This window comes from Pseudomonas sp. MPR-R2A5, assembly GCF_058793055.1.
In genome coordinates, this window is record NZ_JBXAFK010000037.1 from 71,387 (window position 1) to 82,623 (window position 11,237).

The 11,237-nt window shown below is 59.7% G+C and carries 11 protein-coding genes; 9 read left to right on the forward strand and 2 right to left on the reverse strand.

The window, feature by feature from the left end; genetic code table 11:
* Positions 1 to 72: 72 nt before the first annotated feature.
* Positions 73 to 1,104 carry an SDR family oxidoreductase gene (locus tag AC1Q6I_RS23930; RefSeq protein ID WP_102625235.1) on the reverse strand — a complete coding sequence of 344 codons (1,032 nt, stop codon included), beginning with the start codon at positions 1,102 to 1,104 and terminating at the stop codon, positions 73 to 75.
* A 116-nt stretch (positions 1,105 to 1,220) separates the two neighbouring features.
* Here AC1Q6I_RS23930 and AC1Q6I_RS23935 point away from each other — a divergent pair, with 116 nt between their 5' ends.
* The 9 genes from AC1Q6I_RS23935 (at position 1,221) to AC1Q6I_RS23975 (ending at position 10,014) form a co-directional block, all read left to right on the forward strand.
* On the forward strand, positions 1,221 to 2,099 hold the full coding sequence (locus AC1Q6I_RS23935; RefSeq protein WP_102625234.1) for a LysR family transcriptional regulator: 879 nt from the start codon (positions 1,221 to 1,223) through the stop codon (positions 2,097 to 2,099).
* A 375-nt stretch (positions 2,100 to 2,474) separates the two neighbouring features.
* Complete coding sequence (locus tag AC1Q6I_RS23940; RefSeq protein ID WP_223817903.1) at positions 2,475 to 3,539, forward strand: 2,3-butanediol dehydrogenase; 1,065 nt, start codon at positions 2,475 to 2,477, stop codon at positions 3,537 to 3,539.
* Between the two features lie 222 nt (positions 3,540 to 3,761).
* Positions 3,762 to 4,745, forward strand: coding sequence for a helix-turn-helix domain-containing protein (locus AC1Q6I_RS23945; protein WP_102625233.1), 984 nt, complete (start codon positions 3,762 to 3,764; stop codon positions 4,743 to 4,745).
* 161 nt (positions 4,746 to 4,906) lie between these two features.
* Positions 4,907 to 5,941: a DUF1254 domain-containing protein gene (locus AC1Q6I_RS23950; RefSeq protein WP_069074992.1), complete on the forward strand. Its 1,035-nt coding sequence runs from the start codon at positions 4,907 to 4,909 to the stop codon at positions 5,939 to 5,941.
* 72 nt (positions 5,942 to 6,013) lie between these two features.
* Positions 6,014 to 6,856 (forward strand): MipA/OmpV family protein, encoded by an 843-nt coding sequence (locus AC1Q6I_RS23955; RefSeq protein ID WP_102625232.1) that lies wholly within the window; start codon positions 6,014 to 6,016, stop codon positions 6,854 to 6,856.
* Positions 6,857 to 6,870: 14 nt separating this feature from the next.
* A complete protein-coding gene (locus tag AC1Q6I_RS23960) occupies positions 6,871 to 7,686 on the forward strand; it encodes an acid phosphatase (protein WP_024072723.1) in 816 nt (271 codons plus the stop codon).
* 13 nt (positions 7,687 to 7,699) lie between these two features.
* Positions 7,700 to 8,470 (forward strand): hypothetical protein, encoded by a 771-nt coding sequence (locus tag AC1Q6I_RS23965; RefSeq protein WP_102625231.1) that lies wholly within the window; start codon positions 7,700 to 7,702, stop codon positions 8,468 to 8,470.
* A 279-nt stretch (positions 8,471 to 8,749) separates the two neighbouring features.
* Positions 8,750 to 9,169, forward strand: coding sequence for a hypothetical protein (locus AC1Q6I_RS23970; protein WP_102625230.1), 420 nt, complete (start codon positions 8,750 to 8,752; stop codon positions 9,167 to 9,169).
* Between the two features lie 389 nt (positions 9,170 to 9,558).
* Positions 9,559 to 10,014: a hypothetical protein gene (locus tag AC1Q6I_RS23975; RefSeq protein WP_102625789.1), complete on the forward strand. Its 456-nt coding sequence runs from the start codon at positions 9,559 to 9,561 to the stop codon at positions 10,012 to 10,014.
* A gap of 466 nt (positions 10,015 to 10,480) precedes the next feature.
* Here AC1Q6I_RS23975 and AC1Q6I_RS23980 read toward each other — a convergent pair whose 3' ends face one another.
* Complete coding sequence (locus AC1Q6I_RS23980; protein WP_102625788.1) at positions 10,481 to 10,681, reverse strand: KTSC domain-containing protein; 201 nt, start codon at positions 10,679 to 10,681, stop codon at positions 10,481 to 10,483.
* Between the last annotated feature and the right edge of the window lie 556 nt (positions 10,682 to 11,237).

An 11,237-nucleotide genomic window follows, 5' to 3' on the forward strand; every position in this document is an offset into this window, starting at 1 on the left:
CTGTAGGAGCGAGCAAGCTCGCTCCTACAGAAAAGCTTTAACTGACTGGCGTTGGGCTTTTTGGCCTGGTTTTTACCCCCTGCCGTGTTGCTGGTACCAAGCCACCGTGTCGGTGAGGGTCTGTTCCAAGGTACGAAAACTCAGGCCCAGCTCGTCTTCACTCTTGCGGTGGTTAAAGCAGGTGCGGTGCTCTTCTCGTATCAATAGTCGCAAGGTCGCCATGCTCAGCAAAATGGGCTTGCCGGTCAGGTAGGCATAGGTCTCTTGCACGGCGGCCAACAGGTAAAGCGCCGGCAGGGGCAGTTGCCGGGAAGGTGTCTTGACGCCCGCGATACGCCCCAGCAGCGGGATTAATTGGCGCATGGTCAAGTTGCGGCCAGCCGCGAGATAACGTTCGCCGCGTCGCCCGTTCTGGGCGGCGGCAATGAGTGCCCAGGCCACATCGCGGGCGTCGACCAGCGAAAAAGTGCCGGGGATCAGCCCCGGAAGCTTGCCGTTGATGACGTCCTTGACCAATTGTCCCGAGGACGTCGGCCCGCGGTCGCCAGGCCCCCACATCCAGCCGGGCAGCACCATGCACGCGTGCATCTGCGGATGGGTTTGAAGAAACGCCAGCACCTCACGGTCAGCGAGGATCTTGCTGCGGTAGTAGTCGTCCGCATTGGCTTCGGCCCGCAGGCACGTCTCATCGATAGGCGTATCCGGCGCACCGTCGAGCACGGCAATCGAAGAGGTATGCACAAACCTTCTGACACCCGCGTCATAGGCGTGCTGGAGCAGCGCTCGGGTGCCGACTACGTTGATCCTTTCGAGGGCTTGCCAATGGCTGCCGCCCTTGTAGTTATCGCGAAAGAACGCCGCGCAATGGAACACCGTGTCGCAGCCTTGCAGGGCCGCCGCAAACGTATCGACGTCAGCCATGTCACCCACCACCCGTTCCACGCTCGGCAGGTCGTTGAACTGCTGTTCGCCCTTGGCCTGCGAGCGCACTAGCGCCTTGACCGCATAGCCGCGTGCGACCAGCTCCCTGACCAGGTTGTTGCCCAGCAAGCCGGTGGCACCTGTCACAAAGGTGCTGCGCAAGCGGTTGGGGTTCGTGTTCATACAGGCCATATCCATGGTTTGAAAGGCCGCTAGATATACCGCTGAGACCGCGCTCGGAAAACGGCGACTGCTGCATAATGGCTTTGCACATTTGCAGACCAGGGAAGAACACGGATATGGCGCTGCAAGCAAATTGGGATGATCTGCGCCTGCTGTTGGCGGTCTCGCGGCGGGGCAGCTTTCTGCAGGCAGGCCAGTTGCTCGGCGTCGCTGCGTCGACCGTTTCCCGACGCCTGAGCCAACTGGAAGCGGCCTTGGGTGAGCCATTGGTCGAGCGCGGGGTCGAGGGCTGCTGGCTGACCTCGCGGGGGCAATCCCTGGTGGACGTGGCGTTGGCGGCCGAAGCCGGCCTGCGCCGCCAGACGACGGTGGCAGGGGGCGGGGCGCAGGCAGCGCTAAGCGGCACCGTGCTGATCAGTGCGGGAGAAGGGTTTGCGACCTGCATACTGGAGGCCGCGAATCGTTTTACCGCGTTGCACCCTGGCTGCTCGGTGGAACTGCAGATCACCACCGACTTTCACAAGATCGTACGTGGCGTGGCCGACATCGCCGTGCGCACAGCGCATCTGGGTGAGCCCTCGCTGATTTATCGAGCGCTGGGCACGCTGGCCTATGGCGTCTTCGCCGATGCCGGTTACCTGCAACGTTTTCCGGCGATGACGCCGGCCACGGCGGCCTGTATCGCCTTGCTCCCGCCGTTGGACCTGCTGCCGCAAATGCGCGCGGCAAAGGCCGCCGGCCTGGACCATGCGCCGATCCGCGTGAACTCATTTGCCGTGCAGCTGGAATCGGTGAGGCGCGGCATGGGCGTGGCGGTGCTGCCGCGTATCCTGGCCGAGGGCCTGAGCGAAGTGTTCCAGGAGATTCAACTGCCGCCGATGGAGGTCTACCTGGTCACCCGGCCCCAGGCGTTGAAACAGGCGCATATCCACGCATTCTTTACCCAGCTTGAGCAGGTGCTGCGCGCGACATTGCAGGACACGCCAACCGGGTGAGCGCGTCGTTGCGCTGGTTGGCTGCGCCTGATGATCGGGCGGGAGCAGGGCGCGCGGTGGAACGGGGGGCTGACACAACGTCATAGCGGTGGCTTGGCCTGATCGAGCGCCGATCGTGGGTAACGGGGCTGGCGATGAGACGCAACGTCTCACGGTCTCGTCGCTATCGCGTGCCGTCTGGCATGGCGCGTCTCATTTGAACGCGATGGCGGCCCTCCGTGGTTTCCATTGGGCCGCTCTAAAAAAGGGCTGTGCGGGCGTTCTTGCGGAGCTGGCACCGGCCTTGCTCTGGCTCTGGCAAACCGTCCGGCGCGTCAGTGCCAACCGTATCAAGGAGCCTTCGCTATGACCCTTTCGCTCAACTCGCAACGCAGCATGCGTGCCGCTGTCTGGCACGGTCGTAACGATATCCGCGTCGAAGACGTTCCACTGCCCGTTTCGCCGCCTGCCGGTTGGGTGCAGATCCGAGTGCAATGGTGCGGCATTTGCGGCTCGGATTTGCATGAGTACGTGGCCGGCCCGGTGTTCATACCGGTTGACGCCCCGCACCCGCTGACCGGGATAAAAGGCCAGTGCATTCTCGGTCACGAGTTTTGTGGCGAGATCGTCGAACTCGGTGCCGGCGTGCAAGGCTTCAGCGTCGGCGAGCCGGTGGCGGCCGATGCATGCCAACATTGCGGCACCTGCTACTACTGCACCCACGGGCTATACAACATTTGCGAGAACCTGGCTTTCACCGGCCTGATGAACAACGGCGCCTTCGCCGAACTGGTCAACGTGCCAGCCAACCTGCTGTACAAGTTGCCGGCGAACTTTCCGGCTGAAGCCGGCGCACTGATCGAGCCTCTGGCGGTGGGCATGCACGCGGTGAAAAAGGCCGGAAGCCTGCTGGGGCAAAACGTGGTGGTGGTCGGCGCGGGCACCATTGGCCTGTGCACCATCATGTGCGCCAAGGCGGCGGGTGCGGCTCAGGTGATCGCCCTGGAGATGTCCGGAGCGCGCAAGGCCAAGGCCCGGGAAGTGGGGGCGACCCATGTGCTCGATCCCAATCAATGCGATGCCCTGGCCGAGGTACGACGCCTGACGGGCGGGCTCGGCGCGGATGTCAGTTTCGAATGCATCGGCAACAAACACACGGCCAAGCTCGCGATTGACCTGATCCGCAAGGCCGGCAAGTGCGTACTGGTGGGCATCTTCGAGGAGCCCAGTGAGTTCAACTTTTTCGAGTTGGTGGCGACGGAAAAACAGGTACTCGGCGCGCTGGCCTATAACGGTGAATTCGCTGACGTGATCGCTTTTATCGCCGATGGTCGGCTGGACATCACGCCACTGGTGACGGGGCGCATTCAGTTGGAACAGATCGTGGGCCAGGGCTTCGAGGAACTGGTCAAAAACAAGGAGCACAACGTGAAAATCATCGTGTCACCCGCTCGGGTCTGAAGCGAAGGATGAGCGTTGCGGTCTTTGCCCCGCCTCTACAAAAGCCCCAGGTTCTTTGACCTGGGGCTTTTTCGTGTGTAAGTGATGAGCTTGCCGCTGAATCGATGCTCAGGGTGACAGTGCTGTCGATCGCGCGATTTTGGCAAACAATTTGCCTATGCTATGCCAGCATGCCAAGACGGTTTTCAAATGCATTGCCTTTAGAACCAGGAACGGACACCCATGACGAATGCTGCGCCCGCCATCAGACTCAGCACACTCAGGCAAGTCGCCCCCTATCTGAGTATGCGGGGGGTGTCGCCACTGGAGTTCTTTCGACGGTTCGGTATTTCCCCGCATGTTTTTCAAAACCCAGAAGCTTGGGTACCGCGAGCGGCCTGCTTTCATATCGCCAATGAAATGGCCGCTATCGCACAGGACCCCTTCGGCGGGGCGATGATAGGGCACCTCACCGATATGCGCTCAACCGGCATGTGGGGCGAATTGATATTGGGCTCGACGAACCTCGCTCAGGCGTGTGCGGCGGCGGCGGTGCACACGGATTTGCTGCATCAGGGAAGCGAAGTAAAGATCGTCACCGAAGGGCGCACGACGAAACTGATCCAACACTTTACCGGGCACCACGGGGCTGATCCGAAGCAGGTCATTTTCGGTACCCTGGCGGTGCTTAGAAAAGTGCCGCTCATGTCCGGCGCGCCAGGCGCTATACGCGTACATTTAAAAAATCCGCGAGAACGAGGCGACGAGGCGCTTGAAGAGCACCTGGGGCCGAACCTCGTAATGAACGCTGAGCACAACATGATCGAATTTGATCGTGAGTTGCTCGAGATCCCCCTGCAGCCTTTCCGAGATGTTGCCTGGAAAACCACCCAAGCCTTGAAGTCGACCGCTGACGCAGCTGACGTGCTCGCCCAGCAGATAGCCGATCAGGAGCTTTCCAAACTTGCCTCTATTTCAAGAAAAATTGGGCTGTCTGCTCGAACGCTACAGCGGCGTCTCGAACATTGCGGCATAGACTTCGACGCTTTACGTGACGAGACACGTCGCAGTGAAGCCCTTCAGTTGATTGCCAGCGGCAGATACAGCGCGACCGAAATTGCCTATATGGTCGGCTACAGCGACCCAGCGCACTTTACCCGCGCCTTCAAGCGTTGGACCGGGAGCCCGCCGTCGCACTATCGCGCGCTCTTGAAACAGGATCGTTAACCCCCTCTTCTAACACCCATCCCCTCAAACACTTCACCCCTTTCCGGGGCGGCCTTCGCGTACGCGCTCACCTTGCTTTTGGCACCAAATGGCAAGTTTGCGCCAAGGCGTTCTTATACAGTCAAAAAATTAACGCCAACTAATAAAACCAAGAGGTTTAAATGTCCCATTCATCCACGGCCTGTGCGCTTGCGATGGCGCTGGTGGTTTTTGGAAGTGCGAACGCTCAGTCATCCCCGGAGGCGGCGATACCGGTAGGTGTAGATAACTTTGTCCGTGCCGAGTCCGACCTCTACTTGGGAAAAATGGTCGCAAGTGGCAGTTTGGGCCGCTTTGTTCATAGCCGCGAAGCGGTGGCCATTGACGCCCAGAATGTGGTCCGGATGAATCGCGACACGCTCTATTCGTCAGCCGTGTTCGATCTCGATGCAGGCCCCGTCACGATCACCTTGCCTGAGGCCGGTGGGCGGTTCATGTCCATGGCGGTGATCAATGAAGACCACTACGTGCCCCTCGTCACTTATGGCGCCGGCCGCCAGACACTGACGAAAGAGGCCATCGGCACACGCTATGTGTTTGTCGCTGTGCGCACGTTCTTCGATCCCGCGGATCGCAAAGACCTTGAAAAGGTCCATGCACTGCAGGACTCCATCGCGGTCAGCCAGGCCAAGGTTGGCGAGTTTGTAGTACCTAAGTGGGACCCGGCGAGCCAGGCCAAGGTGCGTGAGGCGCTGGAGGTCCTGGGTTCGACGATTCCTGACTACAACCAGTCCTTTGGCCCCAAGGGCGCGGTCAATCCCATCCATCACTTGATCGGTACCGCGACGGGCTGGGGTGGGAACCCCGCCAAGGACGCTATCTACCTCGGCGGCGTGATGCCTGAGAACGATGGGAAAACCATTTACCGACTCAAGGTCGGAGAGGTCCCGGTCAATAGTTTTTGGTCTGTCAGTGTTTATAACGCCGACGGTTATTTCCAGAAGAACCCCTATGACGCCTATTCGTTGAACAACCTCACCGCGAGGAAAAGTGAGGATGGCTCGATTGTCATCCAGTTCGGCGGTTGCGACGGGAAGATTGCTAATTGCCTGCCTACCACACCTGGCTGGAACTACACGGTCAGGCTTTATCAGCCGAAAGAACAAATTCTGAATGGAAAGTGGAGTTTCCCGAAGCCGCAGGCCGTCGAGCTCTAACTCATAACGTTCGACTTTTATAACTGGGCACCCACGCCAATAAGTTTGGTTTTACACCCAAGGAAAGAAGCAATGACAACCATCGGTGGTTCAAACTCTTTCAAATATAAAGCGGCGCTCATGACCAGTGCGACCCTCGCCTTTGCGATGGCGTTGCCTGCGCACGCAGACGACTCAAGTGAGCCCTCGGTGACCGTCGGTGGCGGACTCGCCGTCGGCCCCTTGTATGAAGGTTCTTCACACTACGCCGCGTTCCCGTCACTGAAACTCAAAGCGGTTTTGCCTACCGAAAACTGGGGCAAGTTTACTGCCGCGTTCCCCGACGGTCTGCGTTGGGACTTGCCGGGGCTGTCACCTTTTGGAGTGGCCCTGCTGATGGGCTACGACCAGGGCCGCAAGGAAAGAATCCACACCCTGGGCGGTCGTGATGACTACCTCAAAGGCATGGGTAACCTGGACAGCACTGCCCTGGTCGGGGCGGAAGCGTACTGGGTGCTGCCGGCCGGCCGCCTGTTTGTTCGTGGGCTGCAAGCCAGCCAGAGCCGGGATTACGGTGGCGAGAGCCTGGGGCGTACCGCATTCCTGGAAGCCGGTTTCGCCACAGCCTACGCGCTGTCTTCCACCTTGACCCTGGACTCGACCCTGTACGGCACCTGGAGCAATGAGAAAGACATGATGGCGCGCTTCGGCGTCACCGCCCAACAAGCCGCGCGTACCGGCTTCGAGGAATATCACCCAGGTGGCGGGATGCGCGACGTGACCCTGAAGCTGGGCCTCACCTGGCAATGGCAGCCACAGCTGGCGTTGGAAGGCGGCATCAAGACCTACGCCCTGGTCTCCGACGCCCGCAACAGCCCGCTGACGGGTGAGAACGTGGGCGCAGGCGCCTATCTGAATGCCCTTTACCGGTTTTGATAAGGGAACACCCGATGAAAACAGTACATAAGCAGTTGGGGCTGGCGGGCCTGCTCTGGTCGGGGCTGGTGCTTGCCGACGATGCTGCGCCCAAGGTCACGGACCCTCACTTCAAGCTGGCCCCCGGCTATCTGAACTCGGCAGACCTGCCATTGCGCCTGGCGTTGCTGGGCGCCCCACCAAAGCCTGACTCTGCGGCGCTGGCACGGGATGAGGAGGCACGGCGAGCAGCGCTGTCGCTACGCGGTACGGCTCGGGAGAAACTCGCCGCGGCGGATGCGGAGCTGGCATTCCCAGGCCCGGCCAACGCATTCGCCTGTGCGCTGGGCACGCCGATCACCGAGAAAAATACACCGCATCTTTATACCTTGATGCAGCGCACCCTGTCGGATGCGGGCGGTTCCACCTATGCCGGGAAGAATGCCTACAACCGCACTCGACCCTTCGTGGCACATAACGAAGGGACCTGTCGCAAAGACATGGAACCGCTGCTGCGCACGGATGGTTCCTGGCCTTCCGGCCACTCCGCCGCCGGTTGGGCCTGGGGGCTGTTGCTGGCCGAGATTCAGCCTGCCCGTGCAACCGAGTTGATGACCCGCGGGTTGTCATTCGGCCAGAGCCGCGTCATCTGCGATGCCCACTGGCAGAGCGACGTCGATGCGGGCCGCATCATGGGCGCTGCGACGGTTGCGAGCTTGCATAGCAATCCGGCGTTCCTGGCGGATCTGGCGGCGGCGAAGGAAGAGGTCAAGGCCGCACAAAAAGCTGGCTTGAAGCCCACACAGGACTGTGCGGCCGAGGGCGTGGCGCTCTCGCTGACTCAGCACTGATCAGGGACACACCATCATGCACAGTGACAACCCCCGCTCGGCCTTGTGGCGCAAGCACGCCCATCTGGCGCTGCTGGCTGGCGCCTTTGTCGCCGCCGGGCCCGCCATGGCGGCAGACAACGATGACTGGACGTTCAACGGCGGCCCTTACGTATGGGGCGCCGGCATTCGTGGGCACGTGGGTCATAGCAGCACGGGCACCCAGTTCATAAAGTCCGACTTCTCCGACATCGCCAAGACGGTCGATATGTCGGTGATGCTGATGGGGGAGGCGCGTCGGGGCCCCTACAGCGTGCTCGCCGACCTGATGTACATCGACACCGACACCCGCAACCGCCTGCCGGGGGGCGCCAAGCTTGAGGTCGAAAGCAAGACAGCCTCCGGGTTCCTGGGGGGCGGCTACACGGTGCTGGGTGATGAAAACCGCCGACTGGATGTCGCCGGCGGCGTACGTGTCTGGTACAGCGGCACCACCCTCACCTTCCATGGCGGACCACTCGGTGGCTTATCCGGCTCTGACAACGCCACATGGGCAGACGCCATGGCAGGCCTGCGTGGGCACTATGCCGTGAACGATCGATTCTGGCTGTCATCCTGGGGGATGGCGGGTGCCGGGCAGTCTCGGGAAGACTGGGACCTGGCAGCGCTGGCCGGCTGGGAGTTTTGGCCCGGGTTTTCAGCAGTGGCCGGTTACCGGGCGATGGGGGTGAATTATCGCCATGATGGCTTCGTCTACGACATCGTCCAGAAGGGGCCTTTGCTGGGCATCAGTGGGCGATTCTGAAGCTTGCACCGTCAAGCTCCCCAACAGCCCAAGGGGCTGTCTTCCCACCTGAAAACAGGACGGATGCCCGCTATTCGGGGAGGCCCCTCGGCCACCCCGAAAAGCGAATACCCCGACGAGTCGGGCACTTACTTTGAGCTGCGCCCGAGCGCGTTCCACACAGCCTGGAATGCGGGCTTTTTTGCTGCCTGGAATTGACCCTGGCCGCCAATAGCTGTCAGGCCAAGCCGTAACATCGTTTTGATTTCACTCGAAAGGACTGTCGTGGAGACCCGGCCTATGGTTCAAGAATTCAATCACCATCGTGAATGGGTAGCGGCGCTTGATAAGTACGAGAAACGCCTGATTGAAAACCCCGACCTCCGCTGGGAAGGGCAGCCGCGCGATCAACACACCCGCATGGCACTCGGGCTATACAAACTCAAGTGTTTCGCCGAGCGCATGCGCAAGGACAGCACGGCAATCTGGACCAGACTGGAAGCCATGGACGACCTTCGGCTCCATTTGATCAGCGAGCATCACTGGACCCTACAGGACGTGCGGCGAATACAGGACGAAGAGGATTTTGTGTTCCTTCTTCATGATGAATTGCAGCAGATGAAACTCACCGAGCAAGAGGCCGAACCTGTCCGGCAGTGGACGGATCATCTTGGGTCAAGGGGGGAGTTCCAGCAGCACTACCGGGATTGCGTTTTATAGGGCGGGGGCAGGGGATTCGTGGAGAGAAGATGGGGCGGCGGCGGTAGCGGTAAGTTGTCATGGGCAGCGAGGAGATAATCGACGGCAAGGCATCTCCGGCCCTTAGCCCATGCCGTCCCGAGCGCTTCTTTCAAACCTGGGTCAGCCCGGCACTGGTGATCAGCAACTTGAGTTGGAGTCTGCCCTTTACAAGCGTCCGATTTTTGGCCGATAGCTGCCTGTGTTATGAGGAGCAAAGGCGCTCTGCGCGGTCAGAGCCAGGGCTATCAATCAGCAACTGGAACAAACTAAATGTCGTGTTGGTCTCAAGTGTGCCTCCTGGCAACGAACTGTTCTTACGTGGGGGGCAGTCCGCAACGTTGGGGTATTTTTTCCATAGGAGGTTTAGCGTGCCCTGGAAGTCAAATCTGGTAGTGCTCGCCCTATCTGCCGTTGCCGTTTCGGCGCAGGCCCAATCCGATCTTGAAGTGGTCGAGGCGATGGTTACTCGCTCGGCCAATGTCTGCCCAGGCCACAGCACCGAACGCACCACGCCCACGGTGAAGGCGGTACCTGTTGGCGCGTTGCGGGTTATGCTTGACCGCGGTTTGGTCATGTGCCCCGACCGGCGCCTCGATAACGACGCGCCGGCTGTGTTCTACGGCAGAGTTGGCGTATTCGAATGGAACCCGGAAGTGCCTGCAAGCTCGGAGGTGATCGCCAAGCAAATCGACGCCATGACCCGCAAGGACGAGTACCCATCGGACACCTTGGTTTGGGATGCCAAGGGCATGCCACTGCAGCAGCGCACTGTACCGGCTTTCGAACCCAAACCAGGGGCTGCTGTGCTGTACCAGATACGGTAAGCCCAGTGTTCGGGGATCGGGGTGGTTATTAACGTTGTGCTGGGCTCTGGTTTGAATCGCCAGGTCCACGCCGGGGGGGTGTGTCATCAGTTCTTTTTCGTGCCCATGCCTGAGGTACGAGAAGGTGGTTAGGCTCAACCTAAGCTGATGGCAGGTAGATGATCTGTGAGGTTGGCTCTGCCAGAGACAGCTATCCAGAAATTCCGGACAGTTCAAACCCAATGCTCACGGCGAGCTGCCCCCATCAAAAAAACCATCAACCAATCAGCCACAAAAAAGCCCCAGATCTTTCGACCTGGGGCTTTTTCATCTTTATATGGTGCCCCGGCGTCGTTTGAACTGGGCTGTAAGGTGCCCGGTTTATAAGGGTTATGGTGGTGGTGTGTCGGTTAGGCATACACAGGGGCATACACGGCCCCCAGTGCTGGGTGTGCATTAGGCTTGAAATACGCCTGTATGCCCATGCTTAGCACTGGTACCGATCCTTGATCATCCTATCGAAATAACTGCCTTTCGAGCCCGCTCCCATCAACCCTTGATGGATGTTAGGCGGGACGCGGCAGTAGTCGTAAGTACGGCCTTGCTTGAACGTGATTTTCATCCTGCCTGTAGCTGGGTCGTAGCCGACAGCTGTGATCGCCGACGAGTTGACACGAACCATATCCATAGCGCTTTCCCTACCTCTGGTTAGTAACGTTCTGGGTTCTGATACTAGTCGGTGTCTCGTTCGGCGGTGTCATTACGTTCGTGCAGAAGGTGGGCGGGGCTGAAAAGCTGCTGGGGACCCTGAGGCTTTTCTTCCAGTACGGGGCATGAAACCCGCGGGATCGAGTTAGTGGGAGGTGCCGGAAGTTACTGAAATTTCAATCGTTGAAATTGAAAGGATCTTGAAGAAAAAGGGCCATCGTTACAGCTTCGGTAAAGGTGGCTGTATCTGTTGCGGATAGTGAACACCTGCATGGCGTCAACCATGGTGATGGGTGTCAACCACGTCAACCTGTCAACCAACTTAAAAAATCCATCCGCTAACACGATCACGAGGGTTTCCTACCCCGTATCTTCAAGAATGCGCCAGGGTCCCTACTATCGAACCAAAGCCAAGAGCATCATCGAGCTCGCTTCGCTGGAGGAGCAAGACTAATGGGGCTAGGGATGGTCTGAAGTAGCCATGTATTTCCCCGGCATACCACCTAGCGCAACTTTTAAACTCGCCAAATGATCAA

Coding starts and splice junctions, on each gene's coding strand:
- AC1Q6I_RS23930 (WP_102625235.1), bottom strand. CDS start 1,104: ATGAACACGAACCCCAACCGCTTGCGCAGCACCTTTGTGACAGGTGCC.
- AC1Q6I_RS23935 (WP_102625234.1), top strand. CDS start 1,221: ATGGCGCTGCAAGCAAATTGGGATGATCTGCGCCTGCTGTTGGCGGTC.
- AC1Q6I_RS23940 (WP_223817903.1), top strand. CDS start 2,475: ATGCGTGCCGCTGTCTGGCACGGTCGTAACGATATCCGCGTCGAAGAC.
- AC1Q6I_RS23945 (WP_102625233.1), top strand. CDS start 3,762: ATGACGAATGCTGCGCCCGCCATCAGACTCAGCACACTCAGGCAAGTC.
- AC1Q6I_RS23950 (WP_069074992.1), top strand. CDS start 4,907: ATGTCCCATTCATCCACGGCCTGTGCGCTTGCGATGGCGCTGGTGGTT.
- AC1Q6I_RS23955 (WP_102625232.1), top strand. CDS start 6,014: ATGACAACCATCGGTGGTTCAAACTCTTTCAAATATAAAGCGGCGCTC.
- AC1Q6I_RS23960 (WP_024072723.1), top strand. CDS start 6,871: ATGAAAACAGTACATAAGCAGTTGGGGCTGGCGGGCCTGCTCTGGTCG.
- AC1Q6I_RS23970 (WP_102625230.1), top strand. CDS start 8,750: ATGGTTCAAGAATTCAATCACCATCGTGAATGGGTAGCGGCGCTTGAT.
- AC1Q6I_RS23980 (WP_102625788.1), bottom strand. CDS start 10,681: ATGGATATGGTTCGTGTCAACTCGTCGGCGATCACAGCTGTCGGCTAC.